A 19,953-nucleotide genomic window follows, 5' to 3' on the forward strand; every position below is an offset into this window, starting at 1 on the left:
AAAGAGGCGCTTGCCATCTGGGTTTTCCATTCTCATCCGGCCCCGGTGGCGATGAAAATTTGTTTCCAGATAGAAACCGGATCAAACAATGTGAATTCGCGGCGCAGCCCGTAAGGCCCAAATTCGGCATGGGTAAAGCCCATTACATGGATCTGAGCGCCCGTTGGCTGGCCAAACATCCCCCACCCATCATGCGTGCCATTCAAGCTCCAGCGCACCGCCGCACGCGGAGACAGCATCGGATCCTCACGGCCTATCTGATGGTCAACCGAAAATTCAGCACTCGGAAAAGACGCCCGCAGACCCATCCAAAGCTTTTCAGTATCGGCCCAAGAATGCACCGTGGTTGAGCCTGGATGTTCCGTTTGAACCGCTCGGTCATATTCAGCGCGGATCACCGAAAAATCTTTTTCCATCATCCGACGCAAAATATCCGATAGCCGCGCGCCCCATTCGTTTTCATTGCCTCGGCTTTTATAAGGCCCTTGAACATCGACCGCCGGAGAGAACGGTGTAACGCAGCGTTCTGCCCCCCCTTCTCGTACGATCAGATCACGCGCAAATTCTTTCGGATCAAAACCCAATTGCAACACCAAACCTGCTGTATCTCGGATCAGCCATTCATCATTGATTTGATTGTTGATCGCCGCACAATCTGCGATGGCGCGAATGACAAAGCGCTTACCGGTAGGGGGGCCAAAATAACCGCCCCCAGTGTGCGTGCCCATAGTCAGCAAACGATGCGAAGATAAAAACCCGTCTTGTTCATTGCCCGACCAGATTACATCCTCGCCGGTTAATTCACGATCGGGAAATTCGGCCAAGGTCGATAAAGTTCCGTTGATCGTGCGCTGATTACCAATCGAAACACCTTCGGGGAAACGCATCGGAATATTCTCAGCATAGTAATGATTGAGCGTGGCCAAGCCGCGGCCTTCCCAAATTTCTTTGGTAATCCCCAAAATATAATCTGGAAGATCGCCCCATTGTTCGGAAAATCCTTTCATGTTTCACTCCTTCGCACTCTGCGCACCGAGCGGCGCAAAACCAAGGGGCCATCGATTTCAACGCGGCGGGGCGCCTCGGTTTTATTTTCTATTTGCGCCATCAAAATTGCGACGGTTTCGGCCACCATCCGGTTCGCCGGTTGGCGCACTGTGCTGAGATTATAGGCGGGCCAGGCAGCAGCCGGCACATCGTCATAGCCGATCACGGAAACATCATCAGGAATGGTTAACCCAAGCTCAAACCGCAATGTATCCATAACCGCCAGCGCCATATGGTCATTCGCCACAAATACCGCATCCGGTGGGCTGTGGGCAAACATCCGCCGCGCAGCCTCTGTGGCGCCGTTCATGGTGAAATTGCCGATCTCTCTTGCGTGTAAAGCCACACCGGCAGCGTTCAAACCTGCGCGAAACCCTGCCTCGCGATCCCGCTGCGTCGAAGCGCCTTCCCAGCCGGCGATATAGCCAATCCGCTGATGCCCTGTGGCCAGCAGGTGCTGCGCAATTTTTTGCCCGCCTGCGTGATTGTCAGAGGTCACCGCAGACATGCCTGTATCATCTTGGCTTCGGTTAAACAGAACCATGGGAACCCCGGCGGCTCGACAACGATTTGCCAAAGTCGATGACATCGCCACCGATGCTGTCACGATACCATCCACTTGATAATCCAAAATTTCTTCGATCACATGTTCGATGCTGGCATTGTCTTTGCCCGCCATAAAGATCAAAACATGATAGCCTTTTTCTTGCAGAGCATTTGAAAGCTTTTCCAAGGCTTCGGGATAAAATTGGTTCTCAAGATAGGCCACAACCAGCCCGATAATCCGGCTTTTTCCCGACACCATCGCGCGCGCGATGAAATTTGGACGATAGCCCATTTCATCCGCAATACGGCGCACTTTTTCGACGGTTTTGGCCGAAGCCGAGGCACCCGGCGTGAATACCCGGCTCACCGCAGATTGGCTTACCCCCGCCCGCTTTGCCACTTCGCTTGATGTGATCCGTCCGCTCATTCGGCCGTCCAGCCTCCATCCACCAAAAGGGATGCGCCTGTCATCAACGCAGAGGCATCAGAGGCCAGAAATACAACTGGCCCCATAATATCTTCTACCGTTCCCACGCGGCCCAATTTGATCTTGCTTTCCACCCATGCGCGTTTCTCAGCATCCTCAAACGTGGCCTGCGTCAAATCGGTTAAAACAAAGGTCGGGCAGATCGAGTTAACGCGGATCCCCGCATGCCCCCACTCAATCGCCATCGCTTTGGTAAACCCTTCAACCGCATGCTTAGACGCACAGTAAACGGCGCGATCAAGACCTCCAACATGCGCCATCTGGCTTGAGATATTGATCAAGCTGCCGGGCTTTTGCGCGCCAAGCAGCCCCTTTGCCACTGCTTGAGTCAAAAAGTAAGCGCCGCGAATATTCACCTCGGCTACGGCGTCGTAATCGACCACGGTTGTATCACTGGCCTTGCCATGGCGCGCCAAGCCGGCCGAGTTGACCAAAATATCGAACGGGCCCGCCGCAGCCACGGCCACAGATGTGGCTTCAATATCCGCAACATCCAATTGCATTATCTCTGCATGGCGTCCTGCGGCCTGCAAACGCGCAGCAAGGGCTTGCAATCGTTCGGTGCGGCGCGCGGCCAAAGTCACAACGGCCCCATGCTCAGCCAAAGCCACAGCGCAAGCCAGACCAATGCCCGAGGAGGCCCCAGCGACCAATGCGCGTTTGCCAGTTAAATCGAAAGACGGCATCGTGGGTAAAGTCATGACAGCCCCTGATCTAATGAAATCGCCGACATAGAACGGGCTTTGTTGAATTCACGCAAGCGCGCAAACACATCCACCCCCAATTGCGCATAAGTATATGGCACATCAATTTGAACCCAATTTTCACGGATTTTTCCGTTTTCCAAGCGCCAAAAATCAATGCTCCGCAGGGTAATTTCGCGGCCCGCTGGAGCGATCCCCATCCAGCCATCACCCGTTAATTTCATCCGCATATTGGGCCAGCCAGTTTCGCAGACATAGGCCCCTTCTGCGATATAATGGGAATGTAAATCATACATCTCTTCTGCAGCTAAGCGATCTCCAGCTGGATCAACTTTGCGATCCGGCATTCCGCGCAAAAAAGGGATCTGATGCCAATGGCGAAACCCAGATATACCCCGGCCCGTGCCAATCCCCGCCGGACCGTACCAATTGAACCGAGGATGCCAAAAGCGATCCAACTGCATCACTTTTGGATCCGGATTATCAGGATATCGACACAAAGCCGTTTCCATATCTTTGATATGCTCAAGACTGGCCCGCCCGTCGCCAGACGCGCTCAGCCCATCACCACTAAGCGGCCCGGGCGTGCATAAGAATGCACCCAATTGCGGCGCCATTGGCCAGGCTTTGGCCTGCATCATCAATTCAGGTAAATCCCAAATCACCTGCATTTCAACAACCCGGCCATCTTCCACCCGAAAAAACTCGTGATAGCGCATATGCGCCAAATGCCCAGTTGGCGGAATATCCATAAACGGCGCCAAGAATGTGCCCATATAATTGCCCATCGTGCCAATCCAATCCTGGCCCTCAGGCGTGGTGCCGGCCAACAAGATTAAATCGCGCCGCTCAAGATCGGGCAAGGCTGTTATCAAAGGCTGATAGATCGTATCATAAATTTTATCAGCGCCGTTAAGATCGCCAAAAGGGTGACACATATGAAGCGTGATATCAGGGGCGCATAAATTGGTTAATGCATGGCGGATATGCGCCGCATCTTTAAAATCTGCCATCGCTCTGCGCAAAGGCAACAAAACCGCTTTTAATTTTTCAGATGGCGCTGCAATGCTCATTCTGCCGCTGCTCCATAAGGCACATTTTGCCCCCCATAACGGCGCACGCGCAGATTGCACTGCTCGGCATGCCCCACAAAACCTTCCAACATGCATAAACGGCTGCCATAGGCACCAATTTCAGCCGCAGCCGCATCGGTTAAAACCTTTTGGTAGCTATGCGTTTTCAGGAATTTTCCAACCCAGAGGCCACCCGTATACCGGCCCGCCTTTTTGGTCGGCAATGTATGATTGGTGCCGATCACCTTATCCCCATTTGCCACATTGGTGCGGGCACCCAAAAATAAAGCGCCATAACAGGTCATATGTTCCAAAAACCAATCATCACGATCCGTCATCACCTGCACATGTTCTGAAGCGATATCATCAGCCACCTGCAGCATTTCTTCATAGGTCTCGCATAAGATCACTTCGCCATAATCTTCCCAGCTCACTTTCGCCGTGCCGGCGGTGGGCAAAATACGCAGGATGCGATCAATCTCAGCCAATGTTTGCTCGGCCAATTTCCGCGAATTGGTCACCAAAACCGCGGGTGAATTATATCCATGCTCTGCTTGGCCCAGCAAATCAGTGGCGCAGAGCTCCGCATCTACGGTGTCATCCGCGATCACCATCGTTTCAGTGGGACCTGCAAATAAGTCAATCCCAACGCGCCCAAAAAGCTGGCGCTTTGCCTCGGCTACAAAGGCATTGCCCGGCCCCACAAGCAAATGCACCGGATCAATACTCTGCGTCCCAAGCGCCATCGCCCCAACGGCCTGAATGCCCCCCAATACGTAGATTTCATGCGCCCCGCCCAAATGCATCGCGGCGATCACCGCAGGGTTTGGTTCGCCGTTAAAAGGCGGCGTGGCTGCGATAATACGCGGCACTCCTGCAACGCTGGCAGTGGCAACCGACATATGCGCCGAAGCTACCATCGGAAATTTACCGCCCGGCACATAGCATCCAACAGATTGCACCGGGATGTTTTTATGCCCCAAGATCACGCCAGGCAGCGTTTCCACTTCAATATCCAACATACTGTCGCGCTGCGCCTGCGCAAAATTGCGCACTTGCTCTTGGGCGAATTTAATATCCTCCATATCGCGCTTTGACACTGTGGCGATGATCGTTTGCACCTCATCCTCGGTGAGGCGGTAGGTTGGGCGATCATAATTATCAAATTTTACCGCCAATTCATGCACGGCCTCATCTCCGCGCATCTCGATATCTTTCAGCGTTGTGGCAACCGCAGTGGCCACTTTAGCATCATCTTCGGCTCGATCCGCCTCGGGCTTACCCCGCTTTAAATATTCAACCGTCATCTTACCCATCCTTCCCATCAGGGCTTGGCGCTTGACGCGCGCCCCGGTCATAAGCTTCCCAACCTTCGCCGCCAAACACATCATGGCCAAGCTGAGCCAGAACATGGGGGAAATCCACCATCACCCAATTGTCAGAGATCTTACCATCCTCCACTTTCCAAAAATCCATATAGCGGATTTCAATGCGCTTTCCCGTCGCTTCAATGCCCATAAAGCATCCGCTATGGGTGGCTTCCTGGCGCCCGAAAGCCGCCGCCCATTCGCCCATAAACAGCCGCGCTTCATCAACGCACACCTTATCTGAAAAGGCGGCTTGAAACGGCTTTTGCCAATTTTTCTGAAATTCTGTCAGGCCAGACTTCGTGCCACAGCCTGCATTGCCCATCCAGCGGAAGCTATCACTGAAAAACTCTCCAATATCGGCGATCCGGTGATCGTTCAACCCATCCACCATGGCCTCGATAACGGCCCGCGTTTCGTCTGTTTTAGACATATCCGTCTCGCGGCTGAGCGTGGCTTGCTCTGGGCGGGTGCCCTTCATGCGCCCAAGCTCCTGTTTAAGCGTTTTTGAGCATCTGCAACTTTCATCTTTATCTGTTGGCACATCCAAACCTTACCCGCGCAGCTCATCCCTTCACCGCCCCTTGTGTCAGGCCCGATACAATCTGACGCTGAAAAAACATCACCAGGATAAACAATGGCGCTGTAGCTGAGACCACAGAAGCCACAGCAAACATGATGTTACCCTCTGTATAGGTTGTCCCCAAAAACGCCGCCACCTGTGGCACCATCGTACGGTTTTCTTCCGATAAAAGCATCGCGGTAACCGCAAAATCATTATAGGCCAGTAAAAAGCTGAACAATCCTGTGGTAATCACACCCGGCCACATCACCGGAATAATCACGTGCCGAAAGGCTTGGAATTGCGTGCAGCCATCAACCTTTGCGCTTTCATCTAATTCTTTAGGAATATTTTGAAAAAACGAATGCAGCATCCAAAGCGTGAAAGGCTGATTTATGGCCACCAGAACAATAATCGTGGTTGGCATCAAACCCCAGACATTCCACTGAAAAAACGGAAGCATATATCCGGCGACCAATGTGATGGGAGGCATTGCGCGAAAAATCAGAGCCGTGATCAATAAAATAAATGTATATCGATAATTAGAACGCGATAGCGCATATCCACCCAACGTTCCGATTGTCAGAGACGTACAAACCACAAAAAAACATATGATGAACGTGTTGATGACATTTCGGTAAAAAGATTCTTGAACCCATGCGCCCTTATATCCTGCATCCGTGAAGGGGCTGCCATATTCGGCCTTGGTACGTTCGCCCGTTAAGGCATAAGTCCAATCAGCAATGGAGAAAAAATCAAGTTCAACTTTAAAGCTGCCCCACGCTGTCCATAAAAAAGGAAAAGCGGCCATAATCAGCCAAAGGCCCGCAAATCCGTAAATCAAGATTTGCAAACCAAGAGGTTGCTTGCGGGCGCGGCTACTCATCTTAAGTTTTTCCTTTGAAATCATTCCATGTGCGCACCAAAACCGGCAACAATAAAATTGACACGCCGATAATGGTCAGCACTGAAGAAGCCGATGCCGATGATAATTGGCGCGTTTCTCCACCCAGATCATTGAAGATAAACCAGCTGATACTGGTCGCATGCGCGGCAGCATTAAACCCCACAATCGGTTCAAAAACGCGAAAATTATCCATCAATTGAATCAAGGCCACGAAGGTGACCAACGGCATCAAATGCGGAACCACAACATATCGAATGCGCTGTAAGCGCGTTGCACCATCGATTTCTGCAGCCTCAATCTGATCCATCGGCAAGGTTTGTAAACCTGCGTAGAAAATAACAAAAGCAAACGGCGCTGCATGCCAAATACCGTAGACAATTAAGGAGATCCACATCAACCCTGTTGAAGCTTTAAGAGAAAGGTCAGGATCTGATACAAGCCATTGCACCGCAGTGCCCAAAATGCCTCGGCTGTCAATCATCCAAAACAGCACCAACGCCCCGATCAAAGGCGTAACCACAAAGGGCAGAAGCGAGAAGAAGATGACCAAACCCCTTATGCGAGCATGCAAAGAGTTAACGGCTAACGCGATCAACAAACCGAGAATTATGACAAATGGAGTTACCACAAACGTGAAGGTAAGGGTAAAGCCCATAGCTCGGTAGAAAGGTAAGTTCCCCAATCTGCTGAAAAATTGCGACAAGCTATCGCTAGAACTCCAAGCAGCGTTAACTTCACTAATGGCGAGATGCCCTCTATCAAGGTAAATTTCTAAACCAGAAAAACGACCCAAGGGTTGCTTCGCGCGTAATTCAGACGTTGCTTCATGATTAATCGATATGACTTCTTTACAACCAAATGGACCGCAATTTTTGACAGTTTCCATAACGGCTTCATGAGGAATGAAAATAGACTGTGCAATTACTGACAGGATTGGCATCGCAATGAAAAAAAACATTGCGATGCCTGTAGGCAAAAAAAACCAAAAGAAAGCTCTGTGTTTCATAACAATTTGATCAGCTATAAAATTTGGCAGAGGGCATAACGCCCACTGCCAATTTTTGCTTACTTCAATAGTCCTTTTTCTTTTGCCGCAGCATTATAGGCCGCAGTTATATCTGCCAGTGCCTGTTCTGCGCTCTCATTACCCTGCATAAAATCAGACAGCTCACTACCTAACGCTGAATGTAACAAAGGCTGTTGTGGCAGAGAGGGGTATGGTTCTGTTGTGCGGCCCGCCGCATCGAAAACCCCTAACGCAGCAGGTGTTGGCTCATAACCATCAATCAACCAAACGGCCTGCAACGCTGTTTCATCGTTTATCATTTCAGGGCGTATGGCGTGAACTAAGGCTTTAAAGCTTGCTTCAGCTTCCTCATCCGAAATGTTTTTTGCGATCGAAAATCCGTCCCACCATAGTGTAGCCGCGCTAGTATCACCGCCTCCAACAGTCATAGGGCCCGCTATTTTAAAGCCGTCTTTGACATCTTGAGGCACACCATCTACCTCAACCATTGTGGCCGCTCGCGAGCCCCACATGTTCATCAAAGCTACGTTCCCTGCGCGGAATTCTGCATTTGTAGCATTGCTGTCATGCGTAAGAAAATCTGGGTTCATATATTCGCTCAACGCCTTCAACATGTTTAATGTCGCAACGCCTTTTTCGTTTTCAATAGAAAGTTCGGCAGTTGCACCGTTGTATAATTCTCCGCCATGGCCAAAATACATATTGATGAATTCTGTTGCCAGATTCCAACCCGCTGCATACGCACCGCCCACCGGATTTTCCATAAGGCCTTGCTCACGGATCATCTTCGCGGCCGCTAGCAGTTCTTCATACGTTTTAGGTGGCTCAACACCGATTGCATCAAGAACATCAGATCGGTAAATCAAATGAGCTGCATTAGCCATAAATGCCACTGCCATGACTTTTCCATCGATTGTAATCAATTGGTTCGGCATCAAACTCTGACCGTGTTTTAAAACAAGATCATCAAGGGGCCTGACGAGATCTTCGTTAAGCATCGTGGTCAAAACTGAGTTATTATTGATTACCGCTGTAAACTCGGCAGGGTTTCCCTGCATACCAGCAACGTTAATTTTCTGGTGGTCAGCAGTTAAATTTGTATTCACCTCAGCACCGCTGCATTCCTGCGCGCCGGCCCCTACGGTTTGAATCGCAGGAAATTCATTGCCCACGATACTCACCCGCGCCGATATCTCACACGCGAATGAAGACGTTCCCGCCATCACCGCCAAGGCGCTAACGAGCGCTACTTTTTTCAAAAACATCTTGTCTGTCTCCCTAGTTGCGGATGTGCTGGAACCCGGCCATCCGATTGCACCGTCTAAAACGGCAGTTATAAGGGACTTAGCCCCCAATTCGCGCCCCTGTTTGAGCATCAAACAAGTGACACAATTCTGATGGAATCCGAAAAGAAACCTCATCTTCTATCGCAGCACGGTAATTTTTATCAGCCTTCACCGCGACCAAAGCCCCGGATAAGCGCACCGAAACCATGGTCGCATCGCCCAATAATTCCTGTGTATAAATCGGTGCTGTTATATTGCCATCCACCTCAACGACCTGTGCATCTTCGGCGCGAAACCCTAAAGTGACAGGTCCGTCTGGAACCTCGCCAACCTCGATCTGTGTATGCTCAGCGCTGAAAACTCCTTTCGACACCTGACCTTCAATCAAATTCATTGCAGGATTTCCGATAAAACTTGCAACAAAGGCATTTGCTGGACGATCGTAAATTTCTGTGGGCGAGCCAACCTGCTGCACCACCCCTTCCTTCATCACCACAACACGGTCCGCCAAGGTCATCGCTTCGATCTGATCATGGGTCACATAAATTGTAGTAACCTTCAATTCATGGCTCAGGTTTTTGATTTGTGCCCGAGTCGAGACGCGCAATTTAGCATCCAAATTTGAAAGGGGCTCATCCATTAAAAACAGATTTGGTTCGCGAACGATCGCGCGCCCCAAAGCCACACGCTGGCGCTGACCACCGGACAACTCTGCCGGTTTCCGGTGCAAAAACTCGTCCAACTCAACCATTGCGCTGGCACGGCGCACTTTTGCATCATGCAATTTGGGGTCGGTGCCGCGTACCTTCAGAGGGAACCGAATGTTTTCATAAACATTCATATTCGGGTAAAGCGCATAGCTTTGAAACACCATTGCAACATCTCGGTCTTTTGGCTCAAGATCGTTGATCCGCTTGCCATCCACTATAATGTCACCTGATGTGGCATCTTCTAGCCCCGCGATCATCCGCATTGTGGTCGTCTTTCCGCAGCCCGAGGGACCAAGCAGAACCAAAAACTCTTTATCTGCAATGGTAAGGTTGAAATCATCCACACCAACAAAACTGCCCCATCGCTTTGACAGGTTACGCAACTGGATTTCAGCCATTAATTCTCCCCAACGAAAATTCTTGTATCCGCCGAAGCAAACACTAGACTCAGAACATTGAATTTGGCAAGTAGTTTTCGCATACGCATGCAAAATTATAGCCAAGCAGAGGTAGATATGAACTTTTCCGAACAAAAACAATTGGTTAAAAAATTTTATGCAGATCTAGATGCCGCCTCTGAACAGGATCTTCCAGCGATCGTAAAACAATATTGCGGCGCCGATTATTTTTGGCGTGGTTTTCATCCTTTCAACGAGCTGCAAGGTGCAGAGCAAGTTGCAACAACGTTTTGGCAACCCCTGCGCACAGCCTTGACCTCACTGCAACGCCGTATGGATATTTTTATGGCGGGTGAGAATAAACTGCCCAACCATGAGGGCGTTTGGGTGATCTCGATGGGCCATTTGATGGGATTGTTTGATGCCCCATGGTTGGGTCTCGCGCCAACTGGTAAGATTGCAATGCTGCGCTATTGCGAATTTCATAAAGTTGAACAGGGCAAAATCACAGAAACCGCGATGTTTTTTGATATCCCACATCTGATGATGCAAGCCGGTTTAAGCCCGTTTCCACCGCAAACCGCCGCGCATTTGGTTCAACCCGGCCCAGTGACTCATGAGGGGTTAATGTTTGATCCGCAGGATCCAGAAGAAGGGCGTAAAACGCTGGCTACGATCGACTATATGGTTGGCGATATAAAAACCTGGAAAGGCGGGCGCGAGGAGCCATTGGTCGATGAACTGCGCCGCAGTTGGACAGAAGATATGATCTGGTGGGGGCCTGCTGGCATTGGTGCCACCTATACAATTGAGCGCTATGCAAAGCAGCATTCCGGCCCCTTTCGCGCAGGGTTTAAAGACCGTATTTTCAATGGGCATCTCTGCCGGATTGCCGAGGGTCAATTTGGTGGATTCTTTGGTTGGCCAAACCTGAGCCTCACGCCAACCGGCGGCTTTATGGGCATGCCGGCCAGCACTTTAGCGGGAGATATGCGGGTTATTGACATGTATCGGCGCGAAGGAGACAAACTGGCCGAGAATTGGATTTTTATCGATCTGCTTCATTTTTGGAAAATGCAGGGGGTGGATATTCTAGAGCGCATGCAAACCGTTCCACGCACCTAAGGCATCTGCAGGCTGCCCCCACTTTGGCCAAAGGAGCTATGATTACGCAAAATTTTAGATTGATAACAGCCTATCTTTTGCAAATTCTCTTTCCAAATACCGCAAGGAGCTCCGGACAAGGCCAACCCGACCAATGCTTTTGCAAAACATCAGCCAACAGGAAGCAGGCAAACCCCGCTGTAGCCTTAAAGGCATTTTGCTGCTTGGCGGCTGCGCCTATAGCGGTGACATCGCGCCACCACACGGTGCCATCTTGGCCCAGACGCGGCACCCAATGGTGCCACTAATACCAAAGTACATCAAGAAAAACGCTGCGCATATTTGAACGCACCGTCGCGCTGGCTATGAAAGCAAAACCCATATGCGTTTTAAAAATAAATTTATTTCTTCCAAATCACTATCCCTCTATCTTTTGTACGATGCGCCTGCGGTAAAAACTGCCAGGACGGGCTTTTGAAACCACAACACGCAAGGAATAGGGATCTTCACAATGGGTCTAAACAAAGAACTGGATGGATTTATGGTGGTCTCGCTAGAACAGGCGGTGGCAGCACCTTATTGCGGCACCTTGCTGGCTGATGCAGGGGCCAGAGTGATCAAGGTAGAGCGGCCAGAGGGGGATTTTGCGCGGGGCTATGATGCGGGCGCAAATGGTCAAAGCGCCATTTTTGCCTGGCTCAATCGTGGAAAAGAATCGATCGCTCTGAATTTAAAAACGCCGGAAGACACCGCTTTACTCTGCCGGATTTTGAAAAATGCAGATGTATTTCTGTCAAACCTCGCACCAGGTGCAATTGATCGCTTGGGGCTTACAGGCTCAAAGCTGCGGCGGGATAATCCCGGCCTGATCAGCTGCACCATCACAGGCTATGGCGATACGGGCGATGCGGCGCAAAAGAAAGCCTATGATTTTCTCGTCCAAGCAGAAGCCGGCATCTGCGCGGTCACCGGCACACCAGATGCCCCGGCCCGCGTTGGTGTATCGCTAAGCGATCTTGCCACGGGTTTGACGGCCTTCTCAGCTATTTTGCGCGCGCTGTTACAACGCGGCAAAACAGGCCAGGGCGTTGATCTGAAGATCTCGATGTTTGATGTCATGGCCGACTGGATGAATATGCCGCTTCTGGCGCATCGCTATATGGGCGGAGCGCCCGATCGCATGGGGCTAAAACATAGCTTCATCGCACCCTATGGTGCGTTTCGCTGCGCGAATGGCGCTGTTATTTTGATTTCGGTTCAAAACAATCGAGAATTCACCGCGTTATGTGAGCAGGTTCTTCAGCAACCGCAGCTTCCCACGGATCCAAGATTTTCTGAAAACACCGCCCGCTATGCCAACCGCATCGCACTAGAGGCGATTGTAAACGCTGTTTTTGAAGGTTTCAGCAGCGCAGAAATGGTACAAAAGCTTGACGCGGCAAAAATTGCCAATGCGCGGTTAAATTCGGTTGCCGAGCTTTCAGAGCATCCCTTTTTAAAAAATTCAAACGCCATTATTGGCGGAATGCCAATCGACATGGCCGCCCTACCGGTTGCCACAATGGGCGGCACCGCAAAGCATGTGCCAGACCTTAATGCCGATGGCGCTGCTTTGCGTCATGAATTCTCACTCCCCTCGCAACAGGCCTCGGACATCCCATGACCTATGAACTAAACCACCCAGAAATAAGAACCGCCGTTTCCCAACTATGCGAACGCTTTCCTGGGCGCTATTGGCAGGAATGCGATCGCAATCAAGCTTATCCGCAAGCTTTCGTAACCGCTTTGACCGAAGCTGGCTATCTGGCCGCGCTTATACCAGAGGCTTATGGCGGGCTATCCTTGCCGCTTTCTGCCGGAGCCGCGATTTTGGAGGAAATCCACCGCGCAGGCTGCAATGCCGCGGCCTGTCATGCGCAAATGTATACGATGGGCACGCTGCTGCGGCATGGCTCTGACGCCCAAAAATCCAAATATTTGCCGCAAGTCGCGCAGGGAAATTTGCGCCTTCAAGCCTTTGGGGTAACCGAGCCAACTAGCGGGACAGACACCTCGGCTTTGCGCTGCACCGCGCGTAAAGAGGGGCAGGCCTATATTGTGAATGGTCAAAAAATCTGGACCAGCCGCGCCGAACATTCCGATTTATTACTGCTCTTGGCGCGTACCACCCCACTAAATCAGGTTGAAAAGCGCACCGAGGGCTTATCAGTTTTTCTGGTAGATATGCGCGAGGCAAGCGAAAGCGCGCTGAGCATTCGCCCCATTCGCACGATGATGAACCACGCCACAACAGAATTATTTTTTGATAATCTCAGCGTTCCGCAAGGCAATCTTATCGGCGAAGAAGGCAAAGGCTTTCGATATATTCTCTCCGGAATGAATGCCGAACGTATTTTGATCGCAGCCGAATGCATCGGAGATGCCAAATGGTTCATTGAAAAAGCTTCGGGCTATGCTTGCGAGCGGCAGGTTTTTGGCCGCGCCATCGGACAAAACCAAGGCATTCAATTTCCAATCGCCAAAGCCTATAGCCAAATGCGCGCAGCCGAATTGATGCTGCATGAGGCGATCAAGCTCTATGATGCCGGTCAAAATCCTGGCGAAGAGGCAAATCTTGCAAAATTATTGGCTGCAGAGGCGCAATGGGCAGCGGCAGAAGCGTGTCTTCAAACCCATGGTGGATTTGGATTTGCAGAAGAATACGATATCGAGCGTAAATTTAGAGAGGCGCGCCTTTACCAAGTCGCCCCGATCTCAACCAATCTGATCCTGAGCTATATTGCAGAGCATGTTTTGAAAATGCCAAGATCTTATTGACGCCATATCATTTATTGCTGGCAGATCCCAAAGCACCAGCACGCGCGCAATCTCTGCTTCAGGGCGCTTGCGGCAACGGATCACAAAATCTGCCTGCGGTTATCATGCGCCGGCAGAAGTCAGGACAGGCAAGCCTTTTTGTAAAGCCTAAAATGACGCAAAAAATAGGAGCGCGCCGCCACTGAGGGCCAAGGCCGCCAACTCTCATCTTTTGCAAATCGGGCACAGCGCAACGCCAATTTCAATGCGCAGCCGCAAAGGCGGATTTAATAAAACACAGCAGGCTAAAGGCGACAAACTATACAAACGGCCACTCAGAATTCAAAATCAAGGCCGGACTAATGCCGCGCATATCGCGCACGAGTGGATTGATAGGTTGCGTTGGCCCGCGCGCAGATCGACCTCATCCCTTGCAACCACAAAGAGATGGGGATGAGGCGCGCCATAGCCTCGCAAATCAACCAGTGCGGCTTTTTCCAAAAAGGCGCGACCTATCCCGAACAAAACTCTATTCCAAATGGTGTTATCACGCCTTGGCAAGAAGAGATGGCCAGAGCCCAGCGCATGCACTGATTTCGAAAATCCCGACACGGGCTTGGTTATGCTTAAAGGATGAGTGATCAAAAATCGGGTCGTGCGGGCTTTAAAATAAAGGGTCAAAAACCTCGATTGCTTATCGCCGCGATTTGAAACAAGAAGCGGGCCAGCCCTAAGCATGTAACATTTGCGGTTTGTGTTTTGAACATTGACCATTCATTCGCTGACTAAAAAGGGGCCGCAAATGCGGCCCCCTTGTGAAAAATCGAAATCATAAAGCTTTATAGAAGGTCAAACCGATCCGCATTCATCACTTTATTCCAGGCTGAAATAAAATCCGCTGTGAATTTGGCTTTATTATCGTCTTGCGCATAAACCTCGGCCAAAGCCCGCAATTGCGAGTTGGATCCAAATACCAAATCGGTGCGGGTTGCGGTTCTAACGATCTCACCAGATACGCGGTCTTTTGCCTCATAACTGTTGGGCCCGGTCGAACTCCAGTCTACGCTCATATCAAGCAAACTGCTAAACCAATCCGCATTCAGCGCGCCGCCCGCGCTCCACAGGCCATGGCCATCCGCGCTGATACCCAAAGCGCGCAATCCGCCAACCAACACGGTCATTTCAGCTGGCGTCAGCCCCAGAAGATGCGCGCGATCAAGCATCATCTCTTCCGGAGAGACCGTAAATTCGGTTTTCTGATAATTGCGAAAGCCATCCGCCATTGGTTCCAGAACGGCAAAAGACTCGGCATCAGTTTGCTCTTCGGAAGCATCACCGCGGCCCGGCGCGAAGGCCACTTCGACACCGCTGGCCATTTCAATACCAACCGCGCCGCCCAATATAATCACATCTGCCAAACTGGCCCCATATTGCGATGCGATCGGATCAAGAACCGCCAGAACACGCGCCAATTGGCTTGGCTTATTGACCGCCCAATCTTTTTGTGGTGCCAACCGGATCCGCGCTCCATTGGCGCCCCCGCGCATATCTGTGCCGCGAAACGTCGAGGCAGAAGCCCAAGCGGTTTCAACCAGCTCTTGCACGGATAAACCGCTTGCTTTGAGCGCCGCGCGCAGGGCTGCAACGTCGTAATCGCTGGCCCCAGCCGGCACTGGATCTTGCCAGATCAGCTCTTCCTGGGGCACTTCGGGCCCTTGATAACGAATTTTTGGTCCCATATCGCGGTGCAGCAATTTGAACCAAGCCCGCGCAAATGCATCAGCCAAGTCTTCGGGGTTTTGATGATAGCGCTCGGAAATCGCCCGATAAGCAGGATCTTTAATCATCGCCATATCTGCGGTGGTCATCATTGGGATTACTTTGACGCTGGGATCATCGACCTCAGGGGCCATATCCGCCTCGGCAACATCCACGGGCTGCCAAATATTTGCGCCCGCCGGAGATTTGGTTAAGGCCCAATCATATTTGAACAACAAATCAAAATACCCATTATCCCATTGCGTTGGATTGGCCGTCCAAGGGCCTTCGATGCCGCTGGTGGTCGTGTCACGCCCAACACCGGAACCATAGGCATTTTTCCATCCAAATCCCATCTGCTCGATTGCGCCACCTTCCGGTTCTGCGCCTACAAGCTCAGGATCGCCCGCGCCATGAGCCTTGCCAAACGTGTGGCCGCCGGCCACCAAGGCAACCGTTTCCTCATCATTCATCGCCATCCGCCCGAAGGTTTCGCGAATATCTTGCGCGCTTAAAAGTGGATCTGGGTTGCCATTTGGGCCTTCTGGATTCACATAAATCAACCCCATCTGCACAGCCGCCAAAGGATTTTCAAGCGATTGGCGCGTCTCTTCATAACGTTGATCTGCAAGCCAGTCGGTTTCAACACCCCAATAAATATCTTCTTCGGGGTGCCAAATATCTTCGCGCCCACCGCCAAACCCAAAGGTTTTGCCGCCCATAGATTCGATCGCGACATTGCCCGTTAAAATAAGCAAATCAGCCCAAGAGATTTTATTGCCGTATTTCTGTTTGATCGGCCAGAGCAAGCGCCGTGCCTTATCCAGATTGCCATTGTCAGGCCAAGAGTTCAGCGGTGCAAAACGCTGCGCGCCCGTGCCGCCGCCGCCGCGCCCGTCACCCGTGCGATAGGTGCCCGCCGCATGCCATGTCATCCGGATAAAAAAGGGCCCATAATGGCCATAATCCGCCGGCCACCACGCCTGCGAGTCGGTCATCAAAGCGTGCAGATCTTTTTTCAACGCGTCGTAATCAAGCTGATCAAACGCCTCACTGTAAGAAAATTCGGGCCCCATCGGGTTTGATTTTTGATCGTGCTGGCGCAAGATGTTCAAATTCAATTGGTTCGGCCACCAATCTGGATTGGTGGTTCCCGCATTGCCTGTGGTGTTTCCACCATGCATCACTGGGCAAAGTCCGGCATTGTCTTTCATCGTTATCCCCCGATTTTGCGTTTCGCTTGAAGAAGCAAATTACTGACTTTTAAATAAGGCCGGCCCAAGCCAATGAACGGCTTCGCAGCATTTCGACTCACGGCCGGCTGATACCGTGAAATTTATCACGCCAGATACATAAGATAAACTTGAATTTACTAATATTTTTGATAAGTTTTTCTTATGGAAACTATAACCTTGAAACAACTTAGATATTTCGATGCTTTGGCCAAAACGCGGCATTTCAGCAGGGCAGCTGACCTTTGCGCGATTTCACAGCCGGCGCTTTCGATGCAAATCAAAGACTTGGAAGCGCGTCTCCCTTTACCGCTTCTTGAAACAGCAACAAAACCGTTGCAACTTACCCCTTACGGTGATGCTTTTGCAAAGCATGCAGGCATGATTTTGCAACATGTGCAGGAATTAGGGGATTTGGCGAACGCCTCACATACGGCGCCGCAAGGCTTGCTGCGGCTTGGCGTCATTCCAACGATTGCACCCTATCTTTTTCCCCGATTGATCCAATCAATGACCGAGGCATTTCCAAAGTTAGAGTTAAAGCTGCGCGAAACGATTACATCGAATTTGATCGCAGATATTTTAGAGGGGCGATTAGATGCCGCCATTCTGGCTTTGCCCGTATCGGAACCCCGGCTAAGCGAAGTACCCCTTTTTGAGGAAGAATTTATTTTGGTGCGCCCGTTTTCCGAAAGCGGAAAACCAGTTCCACATCCAGAATCGCTGCATGAAATGCGGCTACTTTTGCTTGAAGAAGGGCATTGCTTTCGAGATCAAGCTTTAACGGTTTGTAATATCTCTACTTCCCAAACGCGCGACCTTATGGATGCCAGCTCGCTTTCCACGCTGGTTCAAATGGTTGGCTCTGGGCTTGGCGTTACACTTATCCCAAACATGGCGGTCCCACTTGAAAGCCGGTCTGCCAAGGTGGAGATGCTGCGCTTTGCTGCCAGCCCTCCAAAACGAACGGTGGGCATGATTTGGCGGCGAAACACGCCTTTGGAAGCGCATTTAAGGAAAATCGCAGACGTGGTTGCCGCACCCGATAAATTTATGGCTTGAAACGATAAAAAGCGCTTGATCGCGCAGCACCAAAGCGCAAATGTGACAGGCCGCTGCATCCTTTTATCTTCAGCGCAAATAATCCGCATGAAAAGCAATATGCTCTTGCATGAATGTAGATATAAAAAAGTAGCTATGATCATAGCCGGGCTGTAGGCGAAATTGTGCATTGTGGCCACGCGCGGCCACCGCATCGGCAAAAGCTTCCGGCCGCAATTTTTCCAAAAAAGGATCCTCTGATCCATTATCAATCAAAATGGGCCCGTCAAAGCCATGCTCCGCCATCAATTGGCTGGCATCATGGGCCGCCCACAGGCCCTTATCCTCGCCCAAATAGGCGGTAAATTGTTTGATCCCCCAATCCGATTTCATCGGGTTGCAAATCGGCGCAAACGCTGACACCGATTTAAAGCGCCCAGGTTGGCGCAGGGCAAGCGTCAAAGCCCCATGCCCGCCCATGGAATGGCCGCTGATAGATTGCCGCGACATATCGATTGGAAATGACGAGTCCATGACGGAAGGCAATTCTTCAGCGATGTAATCCCACATCTTAAAATGGGGCGCCCAAGGCGCTTGCGTGGCGTTTACATAAAACCCTGCGCCCTGCCCCAAATCAAACGCCTCATCATCGGCGACGCCGACGCCGCGCGGCGACGTATCGGGGAAAATCAGCGCCACATCATGCTGCGCGGCCCAGCTTTGCGCCCCTGCTTTAACCATGGCGTTTTCATGCGTGCAGGTCAGACCGGATAAAAACCAAATCAGCGGCACTTTTTGGCTTTGCGCAAGCTGAGGGAGAAACAGGCCGAAGGTCATATCACATGACAGAGCAGCAGAGCGATGCGTGTAAACACCTTGAATGCCGTTATGGCATTTAATTTCCGAAACTGTTTCCACGGTCATCCGCATGCATCCCTTTTTATGGCTGCTCCGTTCTTAAAGCAGTTTACTCGATTGTAAAATGATTAACCTCACAATTTTTTGACCGGTCGAACAACGCTAAGAAAGCACACTGCAAACCCGATAGAATGAAGGTGACCCACCAAAGAAACTGGTAATGAAGCGTAAGGCAGGTTAATGAGGCATCCAATCTCTGGAAAACAAAAAACTGCACGCCCTTACATGATCAAGAAATATATATGGCCCTTCCTGGAACCGCTGATTAACGATAAACGCCTTGAGCCGGTATTGATGATACTTGGCACTTTGGCCGTTGTTGGGGGTATTCTATACACGCTGCTCCAATTTATTTTGGGTTAAACGCCAAGCAAAGCCCCCCTGCCAGGGCATCCCTAAGCTGTGTCATTCAAAGCCCATTACATTCTTAATCCGCGATATCTTGCACCTCGTGCACTTCAATGACATTTCCATCAGGATCGTAGAAAAAGATTTGGTGCCAACCGCTTACTGCTTTATTCCCCCAATCGGAAAAGGGAATGTTCTGAGTGCGCAAATGCGCTTTGAACGCGGCTAAGTCATCCGTACGATACGCAATATGGCCGCGCGCAACCGGATTGACCATTTGCCCGGCATTAAACCCTGCCAACACATCTTTTTGTGCCAAATGCATCTGCAAATGGCCATCCGATACAAAAGCAACATCGCCTGCATATCCCTGCTTTTTTTCTAAAACCGGCAATCCTGCCACATTCGGAGAAAGCCCCATGACCTCTTGATAAAAATTATCCATCCTCGCTACATTTTCAGTGGCCAGATTAATATGATGTAATGTGAGTTTCATAATGCGCTTACTCCGTTTTTATCTTTAATCCGCTGCCGCTTTGGATATATCGATGGGTTTTACTTACTCTGTGATACAGCCAGCGTAACAGCTCCAAACCTTTGCAAAAAGGGATAAAAACGGCCATTTCCAAAGCATAAGCTGCG

At 50.8% G+C, this 19,953-nt stretch carries 19 protein-coding genes; 6 read left to right on the forward strand and 13 right to left on the reverse strand.

The features are described from left to right. Positions 1-32 precede the first annotated feature (32 nt). From UM181_01020 to UM181_01065, 10 genes are all read right to left on the reverse strand, one after another. A complete protein-coding gene (locus UM181_01020; protein ID WQC63223.1) occupies positions 33-1,007 on the reverse strand; it encodes an ester cyclase in 975 nt (324 codons plus the stop codon). Beyond that, complete coding sequence (locus UM181_01025; protein WQC63224.1) at positions 1,004-2,020, reverse strand: LacI family DNA-binding transcriptional regulator; 1,017 nt, start codon at positions 2,018-2,020, stop codon at positions 1,004-1,006. Before UM181_01025 ends, UM181_01020 begins: the two co-directional genes overlap by 4 nt. Beyond that, positions 2,017-2,781, reverse strand: coding sequence for an SDR family oxidoreductase (locus UM181_01030; GenBank protein ID WQC63225.1), 765 nt, complete (start codon positions 2,779-2,781; stop codon positions 2,017-2,019). Before UM181_01030 ends, UM181_01025 begins: the two co-directional genes overlap by 4 nt. Beyond that, positions 2,778-3,797 carry an ester cyclase gene (locus tag UM181_01035; protein WQC63226.1) on the reverse strand — a complete coding sequence of 340 codons (1,020 nt, stop codon included), beginning with the start codon at positions 3,795-3,797 and terminating at the stop codon, positions 2,778-2,780. The genes UM181_01030 and UM181_01035 overlap by 4 nt, the downstream gene beginning before the upstream one ends. A 56-nt stretch (positions 3,798-3,853) precedes the next feature. Beyond that, entirely contained in the window at positions 3,854-5,164 is a 1,311-nt protein-coding gene (gene hisD, locus UM181_01040; protein ID WQC63227.1) for a histidinol dehydrogenase, read from the reverse strand. A 1-nt stretch (position 5,165) separates the two neighbouring features. Next, positions 5,166-5,705, reverse strand: coding sequence for an ester cyclase (locus tag UM181_01045; protein ID WQC63228.1), 540 nt, complete (start codon positions 5,703-5,705; stop codon positions 5,166-5,168). Between the two features lie 85 nt (positions 5,706-5,790). Continuing rightward, positions 5,791-6,672 (reverse strand): carbohydrate ABC transporter permease, encoded by an 882-nt coding sequence (locus UM181_01050; protein ID WQC63229.1) that lies wholly within the window; start codon positions 6,670-6,672, stop codon positions 5,791-5,793. Position 6,673: 1 nt separating this feature from the next. Further along, the gene (locus UM181_01055) at positions 6,674-7,699 is read right to left on the reverse strand and encodes a sugar ABC transporter permease (GenBank protein WQC63230.1); all 1,026 of its coding nucleotides are present in this window, start codon (positions 7,697-7,699) and stop codon (positions 6,674-6,676) included. 59 nt (positions 7,700-7,758) lie between these two features. Continuing rightward, the gene (locus UM181_01060) at positions 7,759-8,985 is read right to left on the reverse strand and encodes an extracellular solute-binding protein (GenBank protein WQC63231.1); all 1,227 of its coding nucleotides are present in this window, start codon (positions 8,983-8,985) and stop codon (positions 7,759-7,761) included. Between the two features lie 79 nt (positions 8,986-9,064). Continuing rightward, entirely contained in the window at positions 9,065-10,114 is a 1,050-nt protein-coding gene (locus UM181_01065) for an ABC transporter ATP-binding protein (protein ID WQC63232.1), read from the reverse strand. A gap of 87 nt (positions 10,115-10,201) precedes the next feature. Here UM181_01065 and UM181_01070 point away from each other — a divergent pair, with 87 nt between their 5' ends. The 4 genes from UM181_01070 (at position 10,202) to UM181_01085 (ending at position 14,608) form a co-directional block, all read left to right on the forward strand. Next, positions 10,202-11,239: a nuclear transport factor 2 family protein gene (locus tag UM181_01070; GenBank protein WQC63233.1), complete on the forward strand. Its 1,038-nt coding sequence runs from the start codon at positions 10,202-10,204 to the stop codon at positions 11,237-11,239. 490 nt (positions 11,240-11,729) lie between these two features. Next, positions 11,730-12,881: a CaiB/BaiF CoA-transferase family protein gene (locus tag UM181_01075; protein ID WQC63234.1), complete on the forward strand. Its 1,152-nt coding sequence runs from the start codon at positions 11,730-11,732 to the stop codon at positions 12,879-12,881. After that, positions 12,878-14,035 (forward strand): acyl-CoA dehydrogenase family protein, encoded by a 1,158-nt coding sequence (locus UM181_01080; GenBank protein WQC63235.1) that lies wholly within the window; start codon positions 12,878-12,880, stop codon positions 14,033-14,035. Before UM181_01075 ends, UM181_01080 begins: the two co-directional genes overlap by 4 nt. A gap of 432 nt (positions 14,036-14,467) precedes the next feature. After that, positions 14,468-14,608 (forward strand): hypothetical protein, encoded by a 141-nt coding sequence (locus UM181_01085; GenBank protein ID WQC63236.1) that lies wholly within the window; start codon positions 14,468-14,470, stop codon positions 14,606-14,608. A 245-nt stretch (positions 14,609-14,853) separates the two neighbouring features. On the opposite strand, the gene katG is transcribed toward UM181_01085, so the two are convergent. Further along, a complete protein-coding gene (katG, locus tag UM181_01090) occupies positions 14,854-16,986 on the reverse strand; it encodes a catalase/peroxidase HPI (GenBank protein WQC63237.1) in 2,133 nt (710 codons plus the stop codon). Positions 16,987-17,169: 183 nt separating this feature from the next. Here katG and UM181_01095 point away from each other — a divergent pair, with 183 nt between their 5' ends. Further along, positions 17,170-18,066, forward strand: a complete 897-nt coding sequence (locus UM181_01095) for a hydrogen peroxide-inducible genes activator (GenBank protein WQC63238.1) — start codon at positions 17,170-17,172, stop codon at positions 18,064-18,066. A 69-nt stretch (positions 18,067-18,135) separates the two neighbouring features. Here UM181_01095 and fghA read toward each other — a convergent pair whose 3' ends face one another. Continuing rightward, on the reverse strand, positions 18,136-18,963 hold the full coding sequence (gene fghA, locus UM181_01100; protein ID WQC64801.1) for an S-formylglutathione hydrolase: 828 nt from the start codon (positions 18,961-18,963) through the stop codon (positions 18,136-18,138). 225 nt (positions 18,964-19,188) lie between these two features. Here fghA and UM181_01105 point away from each other — a divergent pair, with 225 nt between their 5' ends. Next, on the forward strand, positions 19,189-19,326 hold the full coding sequence (locus UM181_01105; protein WQC63239.1) for a hypothetical protein: 138 nt from the start codon (positions 19,189-19,191) through the stop codon (positions 19,324-19,326). Positions 19,327-19,390: 64 nt separating this feature from the next. Here UM181_01105 and UM181_01110 read toward each other — a convergent pair whose 3' ends face one another. After that, entirely contained in the window at positions 19,391-19,807 is a 417-nt protein-coding gene (locus tag UM181_01110; protein WQC63240.1) for a VOC family protein, read from the reverse strand. Positions 19,808-19,953: the final 146 nt, after the last annotated feature.

Source organism: Alphaproteobacteria bacterium US3C007 (genome assembly GCA_034423775.1).
Lineage (GTDB): Bacteria > Pseudomonadota > Alphaproteobacteria > Rhodobacterales > Rhodobacteraceae > Thalassovivens > Thalassovivens spotae.